Genomic DNA, 21194 nt, shown 5'->3' with positions numbered 1-21194 from the left:
ATAGAACGTGGGTTTCTCGACACTCTTCATTCGCCGGCCGATCGCCACCTCGCTATTGATGGTGGCGGTCCTGTTGCTCGGTATCCTCGGCTACCGGCAGTTGCCGGTGTCGGCGCTGCCGGAGATCGACGCGCCCAGCCTGGTCGTCACCACCCAGTACCCCGGTGCCAGCGCCACCACGATGGCGGCCCTGGTCACCACGCCGCTGGAACGTAACTTCGGCCAGATCTCCGGGCTGAACATGATGAGTTCCGACTCGTCGGCGGGCCTGTCGACGATCGTCCTGCAATTCAACATGGACCGCGACATCGATATCGCCGCGCAGGACGTGCAGGCCGCCATCAACCAGGCGCGCGGCACGCTGCCGAACAACCTGCCGTACCCGCCCGTCTACAACCGCGTGAACCCGGCCGATGCGCCGATCATGACGCTGATGCTCACCTCGGACAGCCGTGCGCTGCGCGACGTGAACAACTTCGCCGACTCGATCCTCTCGCAGAAGCTCTCGCAGGTGCAGGGCGTCGGCCTGGTCTCCATCGCCGGCAACGTGCGTCCGGCCGTGCGCATCCAGGTGAACCCGGCCCAGCTGGCCAACCTCGGCCTGACCATGGAGGACGTGCGCAGCGCGCTCACCCAGGCCAACGTCAACGCGCCCAAGGGCACGCTGAACGGCAAGACCCAGTCGTACAGTATCGGCACCAACGACCAGCTGGCCGATGCCGCCGAATACAAGGGCACGATCATCAGCTACAAGAACGGCGCCCCCGTGCGCCTGTCCGATGTGGCGAACGTGATCGACGGCGTGGAGAACGACCAGCTCGCCGCATGGGCGAACGGCAAGCCGGCCGTGCTGCTCGACATCCGCCGCCAGCCCGGCGCGAACATCGTGCAGACGGTGCAGCAGATTCGCCAGACCATTCCCGACCTGCAGAAGGTGCTGCCGGCCGATGTGCACCTGCAGGTGTTCTCCGATCGCACCATCACCATCCGTGCGTCGGTCGAGGATGTCCAGTTCACCCTGATCCTCACGATCTGCCTCGTCGTCGCGGTGATCTTCGTCTTCCTGCGCCGCCTGTGGGCCACGGTGATCCCCTCGGTGGCCGTGCCCCTGTCGCTGATGGGTACGTTCGGCGTGATGGCCTTCGCCGGCATGTCGCTGGACAACCTCTCGCTGATGGCGTTGGCGGTCGCGACCGGCTTCGTCGTCGACGATGCGATCGTGATGATCGAGAACATCGTCCGCTATATCGAGCAGGGCCAGGACGCCAAGACCGCCGCCGAGGTGGGTGCGAAAGAAATCGGCTTCACGGTGCTCTCGCTGACCGTCTCGCTGATCGCGGTGTTCCTGCCCCTGTTGCTGATGCCGGGCGTCACCGGCCGCCTGTTCCACGAGTTCGCCTGGGTGCTGACCATCGCCGTGGCCATCTCGATGCTGGTCTCGCTGACGCTCACGCCGATGATGTGCGCGTACCTGCTCAAGGCCGACCAGCTGCCGGACGCCGACGACGCCCACGAACACGCCGCGGCCGCCGGCAAGCACACCACCTGGTCGCGCATCGTCGACGGCTACGGCCGCAGCCTCGACTGGGTGCTCGCCCACCGCCCGCTGACCATGACCGTCGCGGCGCTTTCGGTGGCGCTCACGGTCGTGCTCTACATCATCATCCCCAAGGGCCTGTTGCCCGAGCAGGACACCGGCCTCATCACCGCCGTCGTGCAGGCCGACCAGAACGTCGCCTTCCCGCAGATGGAGAAGCGCACGAAGGCCGTGGCCGACGCGCTCGGCAAGGACCCCGCCGTCTCGGGCGTGGCTGCGTTCATCGGTGCGGGCTCGGTCAATCCGACCCTCAACCAGGGCCAGATCTCCCTGGTGCTGAAGGATCGCGGCGACCGCGACAGCCTCGACGAGGTGCTGCCGCGCCTTCAGGAAGCCGCCTCGCACATCGCCGGCGTGGCGCTGTACCTGAAGCCGGTGCAGGACGTGACGCTGGACAGCCAGGTGTCCGCCACCGAGTACCAGTATTCGCTGTCCGCCGTGGATTCGACCGCGCTGGCGGGTTATGCGCAGCAGATGACCTCGGCCTTGCGCAAGCGCGAGGAACTGGCCGATGTCGACAGCAACCTGGCCGACAAGGGCAACGCGCTGAAACTCACCATCGACCGTGACAGCGCCAGCCGCCTCGGCGTGCCGGTGCAGACGATCGACGACACCTTGTACGACGCCTACGGGCAGCGGCAGATCTCCACGATCTTCACCCAGCTCAACCAGTACCGCGTGGTGCTGGAGGTCTCGCCGGAATACCGCACCAGCACCGACCTGCTGAACAAGCTCACGGTGCGCGGCAACGGCAACGGCGCGCTGACCGGCTCCAACGCCACCAGCTTCGGCCAGGTGGCATCGAGCAACTCGGCGACCCCGGCGGGCATCGGCAACACCGGCAACGTGGGCTTCCAGGTCGGCGGTGGCGGCACCATCCCGCTGGCCGCGCTCGCCAGCGCCCAGGTCACCAGCGCGCCGCTGGTGGTCAGCCACCTGCAGCAGTTGCCGGCGGTGACGATCTCGTTCAACCTCGCACCGGGCTACTCGCTGTCGTCGGCGGTGGACGCGATCCACGAGGTGGAGAAGGAGCTGAACTTCCCGCCGGAAGTGCGTGGACAGTTCATTGGCAAGGCCGCCGAGTTCTCGTCCTCGGTGGGCGACGAGGTGCTCCTGCTGCTGGCCTCGATCATCGTCATCTACATCGTGCTGGGCGTGCTCTACGAGAGTTACATCCATCCGTTGACGATCATCTCCACGCTGCCCCCGGCTGGCGTCGGCGCGCTGCTCGCCCTGCTCCTGTGCGGCATGAGCCTGTCGGTGGACGGCATCGTGGGCATCGTGCTGCTGATCGGCATCGTGAAGAAGAACGCGATCATGATGATCGACTTCGCCATCGAGGCGAAGCGCACCGGCCTGAACGCGCAGGACGCCATTCGCCGCGCCTGCCTGCTGCGCTTCCGTCCGATCATGATGACCACCGCGGCGGCGCTGCTCGGCGCGCTGCCCCTGGCCCTGGGCAACGGCATCGGATCGGAACTGCGCAAGCCACTGGGCGTATCGATCGTCGGCGGCCTGCTGCTTTCGCAGCTGGTCACGCTCTACACCACGCCGGTGATCTACCTCTACATGGAGCGTTTCTCCGACTGGCTGGCCGAGCGCAAGCGACGACGCGCCCTGGCGCACGGCATCGAACCGCAAACCGCGGGCTGATGACGGATCGCCCCTTCCCAAGGAAATACCCCCTCTTCGCCGGACGGTTCGCCGCCCGGCGAAACCTTTTTCCGGTTGGCGCGTTAGCAGGGAATGCCCACCGCCATCCCGCTCCCCATGAGCCGCTTCGCCCCATGAACATTTCCGGCCCCTTCATTCGCCGTCCCATCGGCACTTCGCTGCTGGCGATCGGCATCTTCGCGGTCGGCATCATCTGCTATGCGTTGCTCGGCGTGGCCGCGCTGCCGAACATCCAGTTCCCGGCGATCTTCGTCCAGGCGCAGCAATCCGGCGCCGACGCGAGCACGATGGCTTCTACCGTGGCCGCACCGCTGGAACGCCACCTCGGCCAGGTGCCGGGCGTGGAGTCCATGCGCTCGAACAGCTCCGAAGGCAGCGCCTTCGTGTTGTTGTTCTTCCAGAACGGCACCAACATCGACGCCGCCGCTCGCGACGTGCAATCCGCCATCAACGCCGCCCAGCCCGACCTGCCGCCGGGCCTGTTGAACGCGCCCTCGTATACCAAGGCCAACCCGAACGACGATCCCATCATCGTGCTGGCGCTCACCTCCGATACGGTGGCGCCGACCGCGCTCTACAACGTGGCGGACTCGATCCTCGCCCAGCGCCTGCGCCAGCAGGAAGGCATCGCCACCGTCGATATCGCCGGCAGCGCCACGCCCGCCATTCGCGTGGACGTGAACCTGCGCGCGCTGAATGCGATGGGGCTGTCGCCGGACCAGCTGCGCAACGCCCTCACCGCCGCCAACGTGACCTCACCGCAGGGCTTCCTCAGCGATGGCGTCACCACGATGGCGGTGACGGCCACCGATTCGCTGCATACGGCCGAAGAGTTCGCCAACCTGATCATCGGCGTGAACAACGGCGTGCCGATCCGCCTGTCCGACATCGCCAAGGTCTACGACGGGCAGCAGGACGCCTATCAGGCGGCGTGGTTCAACGGCAAGCCCGGCATCCTGATGTACGTCTACAGGAAGGCCGATGCGAACGTCATCGACACGGTGGACCGGATCAAGGCGCAGATGCCGACGATGCAGGCATGGCTGCCGGCGGGCGTGCAGTTGCATTCGTTCTTCGATGGCACGCCGACCATCCGCGCCTCGCTGCACGAGGTGCAGGCCACGCTGCTCATCAGCCTCGCCATGGTCATCATGACGATGGCCTTGTTCCTGCGGCGGTTGGCGCCGACGGTGATCGCGGGTCTCGCCGTGCCGCTCTCCCTGGCTGGCGCGTTCGTGGTGATGTACGCGTTCGGCTATACCTTGAACAACCTCACCTTGCTGGCCCTGGTGATCGCGATCGGTTTCGTCGTCGACGACGCCATCGTGGTGATCGAGAACGTCATCCGGCACATGGACGAGGGAATTCCACGCTTCGAGGCGGCCTTGCTCGGTGCGCGCGAGATCGGCTTCACCATCGTCTCGATCACCGGTTCGCTGGTGGCGGTGTTCATTCCGTTGCTGCTCGCCCCGGGCATCATCGGCATGTTCTTCAAGGAATTCACGATCACCCTGGTCGCCGCGATCGTGGTGTCGGCCATCGTGTCGCTGACCCTGACCCCGTCCTTGTGCGCCCATTTCCTCACGGCGCACAAGGACGACAAGCCGGAATCGAAGCTTGGCCGGGCACTGGAGCGGATGCACGAGCGCCTGCTCGGGATGTACCGCGTGGCCCTGGACTGGACCCTGCGGCACGCCCTGCTCATGGCCATCACCCCGTTGATCCTGGTCGGTGTGACCTTCGTGCTCGCCGGCATGGTCAAGGGGGGCTTCTTCCCGCCGCAGGACACCGGCCTGATCGGGGCCCGCGCGACCTCCAGCTCCACGGTGTCGTTCGGCGAAATGAAGGTGCGCCAGGCCCGTCTCACCCAGATGCTGCTGGACGATCCCGCCGTGAAGGCCGTGGGCTCGCGCCTCGGGACCAGCCGTACGGGTTCCAGCGGCTTCTTCAACATCGAACTGAAGACCATGGCGGAAGGGCGCAAGGAGAGCACCTTTGTCGTGCTCGATCGGCTGTCGGCCAAGGCCAACAAGTATCCCGACCTCAACCTGCGCCTGCGCCCGATCCAGGACCTGCCCACCGGCGGTGGCGGTGGCAACACGCAAGGCGGCCAGTATTCGGTGTCGCTGAAGGGCAACGACATCGTCGAGTTGCAGACCTGGCTGCCCAGGCTGGTCGACGCGTTGAAGAAGAACCCGATGCTGAAGGACGTCGGCAGCGACATCGATGCCGCGGGCCTGCGCCAGAACATGGTGATCGACCGCGATACGGCCGCACGCCTGGGCGTGTCCATCGGCGACATCGATGGCGCGCTCTACAACGCCTTCGGCCAGCGTGCGGTCTCGACGATCTACTCGGACATCAACCAGTACCGCGTGATCGTCAACGCGCTGCCGCAGATGGCGGCCACGCCGGAATCGCTGAACCAGATCTACGTGCGGGCCAATTCCGGCGCGATGATACCGATGACCGCGGTGACCAAGCAGGTGCCGGGGCTCGCACCCACCCAGATCGTGCACGAGGACCAGTACACGAGCATGGGTGTCAGCTTCAACCTCGCGCCCAACGTCAGCATGGGCGAGGCGATGGAAATCATCCAGAAGACGATCGACGGCATGCGCATGCCCGGTGACATACGCCTCGACGCCGGCAGCGACTTCCGCCGCTTCCAGCAGTCGCAGAGCGACATGCCGCTGCTGATCCTGGCCGCGATCGTCACCGTCTACCTGTTGATGGGCATGCTCTACGAGAGCCTCATCCATCCCGTGACCATTCTCTCGACCCTGCCCGCCGCGGGCGTGGGCGCGCTTGCCGCACTGGTCATCACCGACACGGAACTATCGGTCATCGCGATGATCGCCCTGGTGCTGCTGATCGGCATCGTGAAGAAGAACGCGATCATGATGATCGACTTCGCCCTGGTGGCTCAGCGTGAGCACGGGCTCGACTACAAGGGCGCCATCCGCGAGGCCTGCCTGGTCCGCTTCCGCCCGATCATGATGACGACGATGGTGGCGATCCTGGCCGCCACGCCACTGGCGATCGGCCTGGGCGAGGGCGCGGAGCTGCGCCGGCCCCTGGGTATCGCCATGATCGGCGGCCTGGTGATTTCGCAGAGCCTGACCCTGCTTTCGACGCCGGCGCTGTACGTGATCTTCGCCTGTTTGTCGGAGCGCTGGAAGGCGCGCAAGGCGCGGCGGCAGGAGCGGAAGAGGGAACGGCGCGCCCTGCGCGCCGCCGGCACCTGAATCGCCGACAGGGTCGGCTCCCACCGACCGCCGCGGGCTTGCCCGATTTGCTGGCTCCGGTGGGAGCCGACCCTGTCGGCGATTAGGTGCCGCCCCAGGCCCCACCTTTCCCATGCGGCATGACGGCCATGCCCCCGGGTCGCTTTCCCCCTCCCGCCGAATCGGGCCACAATGGGCAGGTTTCCCGCTCGCCGGTGCGCCCACGTGGCCTGCGCCGGTGCGCCCCATGACCTGGCCCACTCAAGCATAAGGCTCGCCGAATCATGTCCAGCTCGCCCAAGATCATCTACACGCTCACCGACGAAGCGCCGTTCCTCGCCACCGCCTCGTTCCTGCCGATCGTCGAGGCCTTCGCCGGCACCGCGGGCGTGGCGGTTGAAACACGGGATATCTCGCTCGCCGGCCGCATCCTGGCGCAGTTCCCGGAGCGCCTCACCGATGCGCAGAAGATTGGCGACCACCTCGCCGAGTTGGGACAGCTGGCCACCACCCCGGAAGCCAACATCATCAAGCTGCCGAACATCAGCGCCTCCGTGCCGCAGATGAAGGCCGCCATTCGCGAACTGCAGTCGCAGGGCTACAACCTGCCCGACTACGTGGATGCCCCCTCGACGGACGAAGAGAAGGAAACCAACGCGCGCTACGGCAAGGCCATGGGCAGCGCCGTGAACCCCGTGTTGCGCGAAGGCAACTCCGACCGCCGCGCGCCGCTTTCGGTCAAGAACTATGCGCGCAAGCATCCGCATCGCATGGGCAAGTGGTCACCGGAATCGAAGTCGCACGTCGCGCACATGGATGGCGGCGATTTCTACGGCAGCGAGAAGTCGTCCACGCTGGACAAGGCGGGTAGCCTGCGCATCGAGTTCATTGGCAAGGACGGCGCGACGAAGGTCCTGAAGGACAAGCTTGCGGTGAAGGCCGGCGAGATCGTCGATGCCGCGGTGATGAGCCGTAAGGCGTTGGCCACCTTCATCGACGCGCAGATCGCGGACGCGAAGGCCAAGGGCGTGCTGTTCTCGCTGCACCTGAAGGCCACGATGATGAAGGTCTCCGATCCGATCATGTTCGGCATCGTGGTGCGTGAGTTCTACAAGGACGTGCTGGCGAAGCACGCCGACGCGCTCAAGCAGGTGGGCTTCGACGCCAACAACGGCATCGGCGACCTCTATGCACGACTGGACAAGCTGGACGCGGGCACGCGCGCTCAGATCGAGGCCGACCTGAAGGCGGAGTATGCGCAGCGCCCGGCCTTGGCGATGGTGAACTCCGACAAGGGCATCACCAACCTGCACGTGCCCAGCGACGTGATCGTCGACGCCTCGATGCCGGCGATGATCCGCGACTCCGGCTGCATGTGGAATGCGGAAGGCAAGTTGCAGGACACCAAGGCGGTCATTCCCGACCGTTCCTACGCGGGCGTCTACCAGGCCGTGATCGAGGATTGCATCGCGCACGGCGCGTTCGATCCGGCCACGATGGGCAGCGTGCCGAACGTCGGCCTGATGGCGCAGAAGGCCGAGGAATACGGCTCGCACGACAAGACCTTCCAGATCCCCGCCGACGGCACGGTGCGCGTCGTCGCGGACGATGGCGCCGTCGTATTCGAACACGCCGTCGAGGCGGGCGATATCTGGCGCATGTGCCAGACCAAGGATGCGCCGATCCAGGATTGGGTGAAGCTCGCCGTTCAGCGCGCGCGGCTGTCGGCGACGCCGGCGGTGTTCTGGCTGGACGCGAACCGTGCGCACGATGCGCAGGTCATCGCCAAGGTGGAGCGTTACCTCAAGGATCACGACACCAGCGGCCTCGACATCCGCGTGCTTTCGCCGGTGGAAGCGACGAAGTTCTCGCTAGAGCGCATCCGCAAGGGCGAAGACACCATCTCCGTCACCGGCAACGTGTTGCGCGATTACCTCACCGACCTGTTCCCCATCATGGAGCTGGGCACCTCCGCGAAGATGCTCTCCGTCGTGCCGCTGATGGCCGGCGGTGGCCTCTTCGAGACCGGCGCGGGTGGTTCGGCACCGAAGCACGTGCAGCAGTTCGTCGAGGAAGGCTACCTGCGCTGGGATTCGCTGGGTGAATTCCTGGCCCTGGCCGCATCGCTGGAGCACCTCGCCGAGCGCTACGACAACAAGCACGCCCGCATGCTGGCGAAGACGCTGGACCAGGCCAACGGTCGCTTCCTCGACAGCGACAAGTCACCCGCGCGCAAGGTCGGCGAGATCGACAACCGTGGTAGCCACTTCTACCTGGCGCTGTACTGGGCGGAGGCGCTCGCCGCGCAGGATGACGACGCGGACCTCAAGGCCCGCTTCACCACGGTGGCGAAGACCCTGGCCGCGAACGAGGCGAAGATCGTCGCCGAGCTCAACGGTGCGCAGGGCAAGCATGTGGAGATTGGCGGTTACTACCACCCGGACATGAAGCGGCTGAGCGCCGCCATGCGTCCGAGTGCCACGTTCAACGCGGCACTGGACGTGTTGGTGGCCTCGCGCTGACGGGTAGGTGAGCCCGTCGCAAGCACATCGCCGCTGAAGCGGCTCCCACAGGGGCTTTCCCTCAGGGTTTTTCCTCAAGGCTTTTCCTCAAGGCCGCCAGTCAGTAGGCGCTGGCGGCCTTGAGGGTCGCCAGGTCCGCCGGTGTCAACTCAAGCGTCGCCGCCTTCGCGATCTCACCGAGTTGCTCCAGCGACGTGGCACTGGCGATGGCGGCGGCGATCGACGGTTGCGCCATCACCCATGCCAGCGCCACCTGTGCCGGCTTCGCGCCGCGCGCCTGTGAGACTTCGTCCAGTGCCGCGAGGACGCGATATCCCCGGTCGTTGAGGTAGGCCTTCACCTTTCCGCTTCGGGCGCTGCTCTTGGACAGGTCTGCCTCGCTCCGGTACTTGCCGCTGAGGAAGCCACTGGCCAGCGAGTAATAGCTGATCACGCCGACGTCCTCTTTCACGCACAGCGGTTGCAGGGCTTCCTCGAAGCCCTTGCGATCCATCAGGTTGTACTCCGGCTGCATCGACTCGTAACGCGCCAGGCCCTTCGACGCACTGGTACCCAGGGCGTCGGCGAGCCGGGTGTCGTCGTAGTTGGACGCACCGATGACACGCACTTTCCCGGCCTTCACGAGATCGTCGAAAGCGCGCAGGGTCTCCTCCAGAGGCACTTTCGGATCGTCCTCATGCGACTGGTAGAGGTCGATGTGGTCGGTTTGCAGGCGACGCAGGGAATCCTCCACCGCCTCCTTGATATTGGTGGGCGCCAGTCCGGGATAACGCTTCCACTTGCCTACCTTGGTGGCGACGATGACCTTGTCGCGCTTGCCGGTCTTCTTCAGCCACTTGCCGATGATCGTCTCGGACTCGCCACCCTCGTTACCCGGTACCCACGCCTCGTAGACATCGGCCGTGTCGATGAGGTTGAAGCCGTGGTCGACGAAGGCATCGAGGAGTTCGAACGCGCGTGGCTCGTCGACACTCCAGCCAAAGACGTTGCCGCCAAAGGCAAGTGGGGCTACCCGCAGGGGCGAACGCCCGAGGTTGCGTAACTTCATGCGTCATCTCCGATGAGGGCGGAAACGCCCATGATGACGCAAGCCAGGTTCAGGCGGCGTGTTTCAGCAGGTGGCGCAGGCAGGGCTTCCCGGCAGTGCTGCCACCGCCTTGACGCTCTCCTTGCGCGGAGTCGCCAAGGTCCGCGGGGCACCCGCGCCGCGATCGATGACTTCTTCCTCACGGCCGAGCCGGAGCACGAGTTCGCGATTGACGATGTGGCCGTGCATGAAGGCAAGGCCGGTGAAGATCGATGCCATGACACCCTCCCATTACACCGTTCGCAACGACTTGCGGCTTTCGGTGAGGTAAAGGGTGCCCGTTCTAACCCGGGCCAAAAAGCGATATGTTTGCAACCCGGCCTTGAGGAATTTTCACATGTCCCGCCTCCCGCTCGGTCTGCTTCAGGGGTTCGTCCTGGTCGCCCGCACGGGCAAGCTGTCACGTGCGGCGGAACAGCTGAACCTCACGGTCAGCGCGTTGAGCCACCAGATACGCAACCTTGAGGAACGCCTGGGCCGCTCCTTGTTCGACCGTGGGCCGCGTGGTGTCACCCTGACTGCCGACGGCGCCCACCTGCTCGAAGCCATAGGCCATCATTTCGAGGGGATCGAGCATGCCCTGGGCCGTTTCGAAGGAAGGCACCAGGATGCGGTGACGCTGAGCGTGCTGCCGTCGGTCGCGTCGAGCTGGCTGGTCCCCCGGCTGCCGAAACTCGTGGGCAAGCATCCCGAACTGGAGCTCAGCCTTCACTCGTCGGTGTCGGTGGTCGACTTCGACCGCGAATCGACGGTGGACGTGGCGTTCCGTTACGGCCTCGGCGCATGGCCGCGCACGAAGGCGGACCGCCTGTTCGACGAATACATCGTGCCGATAGCCAGCCCATCCCTGGTGCGCCGCATGGGCGGCCTGCCTGATACGTCGCTCACGGGATGGCCGCTGCTCGGCGATCCGTCCGGCCGTTGGAACGACTGGGCGGAGGCCTTCGGCATGCCGTTGCCGTCGCGCTATGTCGCGCGCTTCGACAATACCGAGCATTTGCAGCGCGCGGTGCTTGAAGGCATGGGCGTGGCGCTGGGTCGTCTCGTCATGGCCCGCTCGCTGATCGAGTGCGGGGCGTTGACGGTGCTGTGCAAGGAGCGCATGCGCGTCGCCGAGGCGTATTACCTTGTCTATCCGAAGCGCTCGGAATCGCATAGCGGGGTGGCACGTTTCCGCGAGTGGCTGCTGGCCGAGGCGGCCGAGTACGAGGCGGGTATCAGGCACGGCTTGCCCCTGCCGGCCTGAATCCTCCCGATCCGGCGACTTTCGCTTGACCGCGCTTCGCTGCGGCGCGACAATCCCCCGGCTACCGCACGGGGTCTCGTGCAGCGGCAACCCTCTTAGCTTATCCAGGCATATGGACGTCTACCCTAGTCGACGCGCCGGCTCCCGCACGCATCGGGTCCCGGCGCTGGCAAAACTCATCGCCCGCGGCGACCGCACCCGGTCGGCCGGCGCTTTCCTCCGCTAGGGAAAGTCCGGCTCTCCTCGTCGGAAGCCGTGAGCTTCCGTTATTCGAGGATTGAGCCATGAACCTCCAGCTCGACAAGACCGCGCCGCGCATGTTCGGCCGCCGTCTCGCTTTCGCACTCGCCCGCCGTCGTGCCACCGGCCCGGTACCGGCCAAGCGCACGATCACCGTGCCGCGTTCGCTCGACACCGCTGAAAGCTCGTTGAAACCCGCGGATGGCAAGCTTCCGAGGCCATGAACAGCGACATAGACACTACGGCGCGGCTTACGCCGTCCGCCGTCGATATCCATAGCGACACCGAACGTCGGCTCCGCGCCGGCGCGCTCGCCTTCGGCTGACCGCCGACGGCCGCTCGCGCCTGACCGGACCGCGCGTCCGGAGAGGTAGCGAGCCATGAAGATCCACACCTCGCAGGCGGCCGTCGCCGCCAAGATCTACACCCAGGCCACCGCGGACGCCTATCGTCCCGCGGATGAATTGCTGCGCGCGCTGGACGCCCGGCCGGACGGCCTCGACGAGGCCGCCATCGCCGAGCGCCTCGACCGCGACGGCATCAATGAAGTCGGCCATGAGAAGCCGCCGCACTGGTCGATCCAGCTGCTGCGGGCTTTCCGCAATCCCTTCATCATCGTGCTGCTCGTGCTCGCGGGGGTGCAGCTGTTCACCGAGCCCGACGACGTCACCGGTCCCGTCATCATCGCGGTGATGGTGGCGATCAGCGTGCTGCTGTCGTTCACCCAGGAATTCCGTTCCTCGCGTGCGGCGGAGAAGCTCAAGGCGATGGTGCGCAACACGGCCACCGTCACCCGCCGCGCGGACGACGGCCACGCCGAGCGCATCGAGGTGCCGGTCGAGGAACTCGTCGTCGGCGACATCGTCCACCTCGGCGCCGGCGACATGGTGCCCGCCGACCTGCGCCTGCTGGCGACGAAGGACCTCTTCATCAGCCAGGCCATCCTCACCGGCGAGTCGATCCCGGTCGAGAAAGCCGCGCCCAACGGCACCACGGCCGGCGATACCTCGTCCGGGCCGCTCGACCTGCCGACGATCTGCTACATGGGCACCAACGTGGTGTCCGGCACCGCCACCGCCGTGGTGCTGGCGACGGGCGGGCGCACCTACCTGGGATCGCTGGCGCATACCCTGTCGGGCGAGCGCGTGCAGACCAGCTTCGACCGGGGCATCTCCTCGGTGAGCTGGCTGCTGATCCGCTTCATGGCGGTGATGGTGCCGGTGGTTTTCCTGATCAACGGCTTCGACAAGCACGACTGGCTGGAAGCCTTCATGTTCGGGCTTTCGGTGGCGGTGGGCCTGACGCCGGAAATGCTGCCGTTGATCGTCACCGCCAACCTCGGCAAGGGCGCCCTCGCCATGTCGAAGCGCAAGGTGGTGGTGAAGCGTCTCAACGCGATCCAGAACTTCGGCGCGATGGACGTGCTGTGCACGGACAAGACCGGCACCCTGACGCTGGACAAGATCGTTCTCGAGCGCCACGTCGACCTCAATGGCGACGACTCGGACGAGGCGCTGGAATACGGCTACCTCAACAGCCGCTTCCAGACGGGCCTGCGCAACCTGATGGACAAGGCGGTGTTGGCCCACCGCGACCTCGAGCCCGTGGCGCACCGTTTCCACGTGGTGGATGAGATTCCCTTCGACTTCCAGCGCCGCCGCATGTCGGTGGTCGTGGCGGACGGGAAGGGCGAGCAGCTGCTGGTCTGCAAGGGCGCGGTCGAGGAGATGCTGGCGATCTGCAGCGAGGCTCGCATCGGCGACGTGACCGAGCCGATGACGGCCGAGAAGCGCACCGAGATTCGCGCGATGACCCGTCGCCTCAACGAGGACGGCCTGCGCGTATTGGTCGTGGCCGTCCGCCGCGATCCGACGGGCGACCGCGCCTACGGCGTGGCGGACGAGCAAGGCCTCACCGCCGTGGGCTGCCTGGCCTTCCTCGATCCGCCGAAGGACTCGGCCGCCACCGCCATCCGCGCGCTCAACCACCATGGCGTGGCCGTGAAGGTGATCACCGGCGACAACGAAGCGGTCACGCGGAAGATCTGCACCGAGGTCGGCCTCGACGTGGAAGCGTCGGCCCAGGGCCGCGACATCGAGCAACTGGACGACGAGGCGCTCGACGCGATGGTGGAAAAGACCACCGTCTTCGCGAAGATGTCGCCGGTGCAGAAGGCTCGCGTGGTTCGCTCGCTCCAGCGCAAGGGGCATACGGTCGGTTTCCTTGGCGACGGCATCAACGATGCACCCGCCCTGCGCGATGCCGACGTGGGTATCTCGGTCGATACCGCGACGGATATCGCGAAGGAATCGGCGGACATCATCCTGCTGGAAAAGAACCTCATGGTGCTGGAGGAGGGCGTGATCGAAGGACGGGTCACCTTCGGCAACATCATGAAGTACATCAAGATGACCGCCAGTTCGAACTTCGGCAACGTGTTCAGCGTGCTGGTGGCGAGCGCCTTCCTTCCGTTCCTGCCGATGCTTCCGTTGCAGATCCTCGTGCAGAACCTGCTCTACGATCTCTCCCAGCTGTCGATCCCGTTCGATCGCATGGACGAGGACTACCTGCGCCAGCCACGCAAGTGGGACGCCGGAGACATCGGCCGTTTCATGGTCTGGATCGGCCCGGTCAGCTCGGTGTTCGACATCACCACGTTCTGGCTGATGTGGCACTGGTTCGGCGCCAACGATGTCGCGCACCAGTCGCTGTTCCAATCGGGCTGGTTCATCGAGGGCCTGCTCTCGCAGACCCTGATCGTGCACATGATCCGCACGCGGCGCATCCCGTTCCTGCGCAGCATGGCGTCCGCACCGGTGCTGGCGTTGACCGGGGCGATCATGGTCGTCGGCATGTTGATCCCGTATTCGGGCCTCGGCGCGCGCATCGGCATGCATCCCTTGCCGGGCATCTATTTCGCCTGGCTGGCGCTGACGCTGGTGTGCTACTGCGTGCTTACGCAGGTGGTGAAGACGATCTACATCCGGCGCTACGGGCGCTGGCTATAGATTCTTCCTACCTGGCGGCTGACCGGGTGGCTACACGCATGTGTGGGCGTAGCGGGACATACGCGCCTTCGCGATGAGCGTCTCATGGTGGCTCCTCAACCAAGGAGTCACCATGATGCTTCGAAACGCGCTCGCCGCCGCTCTCTTCATCCTGCCTGCCGCTGTCTTCGCCCAGACCGCGCCCGCTCCCGCCCGCTATGTCGACGCCATCGACTGGCCGGCGTCGGAGCAGGGCATGGACCGCTTCTTCGAGGCGGAAGTCCGGCTCAACGCCGGCTTCGAGAAGATCTGCGGCGATACCTTCTGCGAAGGGGAATATGCCAACCTGCGCCCGATGCAGCTTCGCTGTTCGGTCGACAGCACCAAGGGCACCATGAAGCAGTGTCTCTGGCTGTTCTCGGGCAGCACCGCCGCGGTAAATCCCAAATCCGGTGCCGTGCAGACCGCCGCCAAGCTCTTCAAATGCAAGCTCCTGCTCGCCAAGGACACCCCGGTGGACAAGTTCTACGAGGTGATGAACGGCGACGACGCGCTGCACGCGAAGTTGCCGATGTCGCGTTACTCGGTTTACGACGGGCTGGTGGGTTGCCTGTAACCACCGTTTCACAGCGTTGATCCACCGTCCCGCCGCACGCCTACTGGCGGCGGGGCGGTTCCGCTGGTTTGCTCGATGCACCCACCATCGAGGTCACGCCATGCGCTTCCGTCATATTCTCGTCCTGTTGGCCCTCATGGCCGCCGTCCCCTGTGCCGCCGCCGATTCGCCGAAGGCCGAGATCGAACAGGTGGTGACGCGTTTCCAGGGGGCCCTGAAAAACCACGACCGCGTCGCGCTGGCAAGCCTCTTCCTCGCCGACAGCAAGGCTTGGTGGAACGTGCTGGGTGACGAAAGCTACCGCAAGGTCAAGGCGAAACACCCGGAAGCCACCCGCTACAAGGCGAGCACCTGGCAGGAGTTCGCCGATTACGTCGGCAGCACCAAGGCCAGTATCGAGGAGCGCTTCCACAACGTCCGTATCGAGACCGACGGTAGCGTGGCCTCGGTTTACTTCGATTTCGAATTCGTGGCCGATGGCAAGGTGGGTAACCGGGGAGCGGAGACCTGGCAGCTGATTCGTACCGACGATGGCTGGAAAATCGCCTCCATGCTGTACTCCTCCAACTTCTGAACGATACTGCGCGCACGGAAGCCACGGGCAAGGCCATGCGTGAAGATCGCAGCGTGACGGTGTCGCCAGGCATGGCCTGGATCGCGGGCCTGCCCGTGCTGGGCTGCATGCTGGTCATGGGCTTGCCGTCGGTCGGCGACGCTCACGTGCTGGCCTTTCGACTCTTCTACGCCGTCGCCTACCTGTTCTGGATCGTGCCGGTGGGTTGGCTGCAGCGCTGGCTGTGGCGGCGCGGTGCCGGCGGGTGGACGATGGCCGCCGTGCTTCTTCCGGCCACTTATGCGATGTCGGTGCTGAACGCCGTGATCGCCTTGCGTTTCATCGCCAGCGAGGACGCGCGAGCACGCCTGGGCTGGACCTGGGTGTTCGGCGGGCTGGACGGTTGCTGGCTTGCCCTCATCGCCTTCTGCGGGTTGCAGGCGATCGTGCTGCACCGTGCGGCCCTCCAGGCCGAGGGCGAGCGCGTGAGGCTCGCAGGTCTCGCGGCGCGCGATGCCGAACTGCGTGCCTTGCGCTACCAGCTACAGCCGCACTTCCTCTTCAATACCCTCAACGCCATCTCCGCCCTCGTCGCCGACGATCGAAAACGGGAAGCCAGCCGCATGATCGCCCGCCTCGGCGATTTCCTCCGCGCCACGCTGGAGGAAACCCATGGGCATGAAGTCAGCGTGGCCGAGGAAATCGCTTTCACCTCCACCTACCTGGACATCGAAAAAGCCAGGTTGGGCGATCGCCTGCGTGTGGATATGCGGGCAGGGCCGGATGTCCTCGACGCGACCCTGCCGTACCTCCTTCTCCAGCCATTGGTCGAGAACGCGATCCACCATGGCATCGCCCCGAGGGGAGTCGTGGGGGAGTTGGCCATCCGCATCGTGCGCGAGGACGATCGCCTGTGCGTGACCGTCGACAACGACGCGCCATTTCCCGTGGATCACCGGACGACTGGCGTGGGACTGGCGAACGTACGCGCACGGCTGGATGCATTGTATCCCGGCGCATACCGGTTCGAGTCCGCACCGGTCCAGGCGAAATGGCGTGTCGCGATCGAACTGCCATGGCGGGTGGCCGCATGATCCGCGTGGCGGTGGTGGACGATGAGCCGCTGGCCCGCGCCGGCGTCGTGGCGCGGCTGCGCGGCGAGCCCGATGTCACGGTCGTCGGCGAGTTCGTGGATGGGCACGAACTCGCCACGCTTCGCCGCCCCTCGGTCGACGTGGTGATCGTGGATGTCCAGATGCCCGGGCGCGATGGCCTCGACGCCCTGGCGACGATTCCGGTGGCCGAACGTCCACTGGCCATTCTCCTCACCGCGCATGAGAACTTCGCCGTGCGCGCGTTCGAGCTCCAGGCGGTGGATTACCTGCTGAAACCCATCGACGACGATCGTTTCGGCGAAGCGATCGATCGGACGAGGCGCCAATTGCGTGGACCGACGATGGCGGCGCCGACGCGGCGCTTCGCCATACGGGTCGGTACCCGATTGAGCTTCATCGATGCGGACGAGGTCGAATGGATCGAAGCCGACGGCGACTACGCGGTCTTGCACATGCAGGGGCAACGGCACCTGTTGCGCGAACCGCTGCACGCGCTTGCGCGCCGGCTCGACCCCGCGCGATTCGTGCGTGTGCACCGGTCGGCGATCGTTCGCATCGACCAGGTGGAGGAACTGCGCCCGCGACCGAATCGCGACGCGGTGTTACGCCTTCGCGATGGCACGGCACTCAGGGCAAGCCGTACCTATATCGAGACCTTGCTCGCGGCGCTGCATCGCATCGCCTAGTGCCGGGTGGCCCAGGCCGACGAAGCGGCCGGCATGGCTTCGGGGGACGCGGATTCGGGTTCGTCAGGCAAGGCGATCTCGACGCGGTTGCGCCCGGCGGCCTTGGCCCGATAGAGGGCCTCGTCCGCCTTCGCCAGTAGCCGGTCGAGCTGTTCGCCGTGGCGCGAAGTGCACGCCACGCCGAAGCTGGCCGTGACATGGGCCGTGGAGGGACCGCCGGCGGGTGGCGCGGCGAGCGCCATGCGGATCATGTCCGCACGCTTAGCGCCGGCGGTCTCGTCGGCGTTCGGCAGGAGGATACCGAATTCCTCGCCGCCCAGCCGTCCGAACACGTCTCCCTCGAGGATGTGGTCGCGGCATTCGGCGACGACGCGCAGGAGCACCCAATCGCCCTCGGCATGCCCGTAGGTATCGTTGACCAGCTTGAAATGGTCCAGGTCGAACAGGATCAGGCACGAGGGCTTGCCGCTCTTGCGGACGCCCTGCAAGGTCTGCGTGGCTTCCTCGACGAAATGCTGGCGGTTGCAGATGCCTGTGAGGCTGTCACGGCGTGCCATGCGCATGAAACGCAACTGCGAACGCTTGGTGCGGACCAGCCACAGGCCGATCGCCGCCAGCACGGTGAGCAACAACAGGATGTAGAGCCGGCTCGTCTCCATGGAACGCCGGTCGACTTCGCGTTGCAGGTGCAGGATCTGGTTCTGGCGATCGAGCGCGTCGGCTTCCATGCGGCTGGAGGTCACCTGTTGCTTTACCACCTGGTAGGCGAGTGCACGTGCCGTCACGTCGTCGAGATAACCCTTGTCCGCCTGCATGTAGCGTTCGAGCCAATCGGTCGAGGCGCGGAAGTCGCCACGCCGCTTGGCAGCGAGGTATAGCGTTCGCAGCGCCACCGCCAGGGGCTCGGAGTATTCCCCCACGATCGAGCTGTCGACCGCCGCATGGGCATATTTTTCCGCCACCTCTACATCGCCGGTCTGCCAATGGCCTTCGGCGAGCAGCGATTCGAACTGGGAAATCAGGCTCGGATACTGGTCGCGCACGACCGCCGGATAGTGTTTCTCCAGCATGGCGACGGCTTCGGCGGCGTGTCCGGCACGGATGGTCCCTTCGGCCACGTCCGCACGAAGCGCATTGGCGATGAGGTTCTCGCCGGCGGCCTCGCATGCCGCGATGCCCTGGGTGAAGCGCGGGTCGGCTCCCTCGATGCGCTTGCCCCGATAGAGCGCATGGAGCTTGATGAAGGTGCCCTTGCAGGCACTGTCGCCGGTGGGCGTGCTTTCGATCATCCGCTCGGCGTACTCGGCGGCGATGTCGTACTGGCCGGCGGACGTGAGCATCTGCGCTGCCTCGCCCAGGCCCTGGAGGCGGGCCTGCGGGTCGCTTACCTCGGGCAGGCTGTCGGTGAGTTCGGTCAGGCGGGAGAAGGCTTCCTGGTAACGATGCCCGATGCCCAGGATGTTGATCAGCGTGGCGGTGGCGCGGAAGCGCAGCGTGGTATCGGATGAGCCGCCGATCACCGCCTCGAGCAACGGCACCGCGGCTTCGTAATCGCCGGCATAGGCGACTTGCCAGGCCTCTAGGTAATGCAGGTGGGCCCGTTGTGCCGCGGTCAGCCTCGGAGCGTCGCGGCCGAGCCGCGCCACCGTATCCATGAAGGCGGGATGGTCGGAGGTCTTGGTCGCGTCGGCATGCGCGAGCGTCGCCGTCGCGTCCTCGCCCGGTGTGAGCTGAGCGAGGGCCGCGCCGGCGTGGGACACCAGCGTGAGTGCGATCGCCAGCCCCAGCCGGCGTCCGAAGCGACCGATCATGCCACCGTGGCCTCGCGCTCAGGCGTCGGAAGGATCGGGGACGTCGGGTGTTTCTGGTGCATCCTTCGCAGGCGCTTCGGAGTCTTCCTCGCTCTGCGGCGTGTCGCCGAGCTGGATGCTGTTGAAGGTGCCCGGCGCGACGCGGTCGCGCAGTGTTTTCTCGTCACCGGCGAGAATCGCGGCGGCCAGCGCGCCATCGACGGCGGCCTCGTCCAGCTCGCGGGCGAGTTCGGCCGTGCCGGCGGCGCGTAACGTGGCGTCGCCGCCCATGCGTTCCAGGAAATCGATAACGTCAGACATGTTTGCCCCTTGATGAGACGCCGGACCACCTCCCCCGGTGCCCGTGCGCGTGGCGATCATAGCGCGGTGGGGCACGGCCCGTCGGGCCCGACGGCAGGGGCCACCTGCATTTGCCCCGGGAATGCCATGAAGGAGCCCCCGGTCCGGCCGGCGGCGGCTTCACCATGCCCCGGCCGACAGGGGAAATCCATGCATCGAACGCCAGGCCTAGATTCGCTCCGCGCCGCCGCCATCGCCTGGGTGATGCTTTTCCACAGCTACCTCGTCGGCGGCCTCGGCGAGGGCTTCTCGAAGCTGGAACAGTCCGGCTGGATGGGCGTCGACCTGTTCTTCGTGCTCAGCGGTTATCTCATCGGCTCCCAGGTGCTGAAATCCCTGGCCGCCACGGGCCGGCTCGACTTCGCCGCCTTTTACGGGCGACGCGCGGTGCGCATCCTGCCGGCGTTCCTCACGGTGCTTGCACTGTACGTGCTGTGGCCGGCGTGGCGGGAAACGCCTGGGATGCAACCTCTGTGGCAGTTCCCTACCTTCACCTTCAACCTGCTGTTCGATAAGGGCGAGAACTACGCCTTCTCCCACGTGTGGTCGCTTTGCGTGGAAGAGCACTTCTACCTCGTGTTTCCCATCCTCGCCTTCGCCCTGACGCGCAAGCCAGCCGCCTGGACGTTCGCCGTCGTATGCGCCGTCGTGGTCGTCGGCGGCATGCTCGTGCGCGGATGGTCGTGGATGCACTGGTTCGCGCCGGCGCAAGCGGCGGACGACAACGCGGGGACCGTCTATCTGCGATTCCTTTACTACCCCACATGGGCCCGTCTCGATGGCCTGCTGGCCGGTGTCGCGCTCGCGGTATGCGGCGTGCACTGGCCGCAGGCCATGGCGTGGTTGCGTGCGCGGCCGAACAGGGTGCTCACCTGTGGCGTGCTCCTGCTCGCGTCCTCACTCGTGCTGTTCGACGGCGCGCGCACCGGGTTCTGGCCCTGCGTTGCCGGTTATCCACTGATCGCGCTGGCGATGGCCGCCTTCGTCGCCGCAGCCAGCGGGGATACGTGGCTGGCGCGGTTGGATATCCCGGGTGCGGGTTGGCTGGCCCGCGCCTCCTACAGCCTCTACCTCAGCCACAAGGGCGTTTTCCACCTCGTGCAGGCCGCCCTGGACGGCCAACTGGCCGACCACCGGTTCCTGCGTTTCGCCATCTATGCGGCCGCGACCCTGGCCGGTGGCGCTGTCCTGCACTACGCGGTGGAACGACCCTTCCTGCGTTGGCGCGACAAGCGCGCCGCGCGTTCGGATACACTGTCGCCGCCCAAGGTGATCCACGGCGTCAGCGCCGCGGATTGAAACGGGAATCCGGTGACGTGCGCGGCCTGCCAAGGGTCGCCGCCATTCCGGAGCTGCCCCCGCAACGGTAGGCGAGCAAAAGGTCGGCATCGAGCCACTGTGCCAAGGCATGGGAAGGCGCCGTCCCCGCAGGGATTCCCTGCGCTCGCGAGCCCGGAGACCGGCCTCGAGGTACACCGGACAGGCGGAGGGCCA

Annotated in this window: 14 protein-coding genes, 1 pseudogene and 1 riboswitch; of the genes and pseudogenes, 11 read left to right on the top strand and 4 right to left on the bottom strand. The window is 66.1% G+C overall.

Features of this window, described 5'->3' with window-relative positions:
• Positions 1 to 7 precede the first annotated feature (7 nt).
• From ACN9M2_RS17350 to ACN9M2_RS17340, 3 genes are all read left to right on the top strand, one after another.
• Positions 8 to 3250 (top strand): efflux RND transporter permease subunit, encoded by a 3243-nt coding sequence (locus ACN9M2_RS17350; protein ID WP_426285866.1) that lies wholly within the window; start codon positions 8 to 10, stop codon positions 3248 to 3250.
• A 134-nt stretch (positions 3251 to 3384) separates the two neighbouring features.
• Positions 3385 to 6519 (top strand): efflux RND transporter permease subunit, encoded by a 3135-nt coding sequence (locus tag ACN9M2_RS17345; protein ID WP_426285865.1) that lies wholly within the window; start codon positions 3385 to 3387, stop codon positions 6517 to 6519.
• A 263-nt stretch (positions 6520 to 6782) separates the two neighbouring features.
• Positions 6783 to 9020 carry an NADP-dependent isocitrate dehydrogenase gene (locus ACN9M2_RS17340; protein WP_426285864.1) on the top strand — a complete coding sequence of 746 codons (2238 nt, stop codon included), beginning with the start codon at positions 6783 to 6785 and terminating at the stop codon, positions 9018 to 9020.
• A gap of 100 nt (positions 9021 to 9120) precedes the next feature.
• Here ACN9M2_RS17340 and ACN9M2_RS17335 read toward each other — a convergent pair whose 3' ends face one another.
• Positions 9121 to 10068, bottom strand: a complete 948-nt coding sequence (locus ACN9M2_RS17335) for an aldo/keto reductase (RefSeq protein ID WP_426285863.1) — start codon at positions 10066 to 10068, stop codon at positions 9121 to 9123.
• A gap of 63 nt (positions 10069 to 10131) precedes the next feature.
• Positions 10132 to 10326 (bottom strand): hypothetical protein, encoded by a 195-nt coding sequence (locus ACN9M2_RS17330; RefSeq protein WP_426285862.1) that lies wholly within the window; start codon positions 10324 to 10326, stop codon positions 10132 to 10134.
• Positions 10327 to 10444: 118 nt separating this feature from the next.
• Between ACN9M2_RS17330 and ACN9M2_RS17325 the strand changes: the two genes are divergently transcribed.
• The 7 genes from ACN9M2_RS17325 to ACN9M2_RS17295 all read left to right on the top strand — a co-directional run bounded on the left by ACN9M2_RS17325 (position 10445) and on the right by ACN9M2_RS17295 (position 17550).
• Positions 10445 to 11353: a LysR substrate-binding domain-containing protein gene (locus tag ACN9M2_RS17325; RefSeq protein ID WP_426285861.1), complete on the top strand. Its 909-nt coding sequence runs from the start codon at positions 10445 to 10447 to the stop codon at positions 11351 to 11353.
• Between the two features lie 284 nt (positions 11354 to 11637).
• Positions 11638 to 11817 (top strand): hypothetical protein, encoded by a 180-nt coding sequence (locus ACN9M2_RS17320; protein ID WP_306849042.1) that lies wholly within the window; start codon positions 11638 to 11640, stop codon positions 11815 to 11817.
• Between the two features lie 156 nt (positions 11818 to 11973).
• Positions 11974 to 14601 carry a magnesium-translocating P-type ATPase gene (gene mgtA, locus ACN9M2_RS17315; protein WP_426285860.1) on the top strand — a complete coding sequence of 876 codons (2628 nt, stop codon included), beginning with the start codon at positions 11974 to 11976 and terminating at the stop codon, positions 14599 to 14601.
• A 112-nt stretch (positions 14602 to 14713) separates the two neighbouring features.
• Positions 14714 to 15196 carry a hypothetical protein gene (locus ACN9M2_RS17310; RefSeq protein ID WP_426285859.1) on the top strand — a complete coding sequence of 161 codons (483 nt, stop codon included), beginning with the start codon at positions 14714 to 14716 and terminating at the stop codon, positions 15194 to 15196.
• Between the two features lie 100 nt (positions 15197 to 15296).
• Positions 15297 to 15770: a nuclear transport factor 2 family protein gene (locus ACN9M2_RS17305; protein WP_426285858.1), complete on the top strand. Its 474-nt coding sequence runs from the start codon at positions 15297 to 15299 to the stop codon at positions 15768 to 15770.
• 35 nt (positions 15771 to 15805) lie between these two features.
• Positions 15806 to 16843, top strand: coding sequence for a sensor histidine kinase (locus ACN9M2_RS17300; protein WP_426285857.1), 1038 nt, complete (start codon positions 15806 to 15808; stop codon positions 16841 to 16843).
• Positions 16825 to 17550: a LytR/AlgR family response regulator transcription factor gene (locus ACN9M2_RS17295; RefSeq protein ID WP_426285856.1), complete on the top strand. Its 726-nt coding sequence runs from the start codon at positions 16825 to 16827 to the stop codon at positions 17548 to 17550. Before ACN9M2_RS17300 ends, ACN9M2_RS17295 begins: the two co-directional genes overlap by 19 nt.
• On the opposite strand, the gene ACN9M2_RS17290 is transcribed toward ACN9M2_RS17295, so the two are convergent.
• Both ACN9M2_RS17290 and ACN9M2_RS17285 read right to left on the bottom strand, forming a co-directional pair.
• Positions 17547 to 19361 (bottom strand): diguanylate cyclase, encoded by a 1815-nt coding sequence (locus tag ACN9M2_RS17290; RefSeq protein ID WP_426285855.1) that lies wholly within the window; start codon positions 19359 to 19361, stop codon positions 17547 to 17549. The two genes, ACN9M2_RS17295 and ACN9M2_RS17290, sit on opposite strands and share 4 nt — an antisense overlap.
• Before the next feature lie 18 nt (positions 19362 to 19379).
• Positions 19380 to 19661 carry a hypothetical protein gene (locus ACN9M2_RS17285; RefSeq protein WP_426285854.1) on the bottom strand — a complete coding sequence of 94 codons (282 nt, stop codon included), beginning with the start codon at positions 19659 to 19661 and terminating at the stop codon, positions 19380 to 19382.
• 189 nt (positions 19662 to 19850) lie between these two features.
• Between ACN9M2_RS17285 and ACN9M2_RS17280 the strand changes: the two are divergent.
• A pseudogene (locus tag ACN9M2_RS17280) lies at positions 19851 to 20927 on the top strand (acyltransferase family protein); the annotation flags it as partial.
• Positions 20928 to 20950: 23 nt separating this feature from the next.
• Positions 20951 to 21182: riboswitch (cobalamin riboswitch) on the top strand.
• Positions 21183 to 21194 lie beyond the last annotated feature (12 nt).

Origin of the sequence: Luteibacter sp. E-22 (assembly GCF_049913125.1) — a bacterium.
Lineage (GTDB): Bacteria > Pseudomonadota > Gammaproteobacteria > Xanthomonadales > Rhodanobacteraceae > Luteibacter.
The sequence above is the reverse complement of the archived record's forward strand: the minus strand, read 5'-3'. Positions and strand labels throughout refer to the sequence as shown.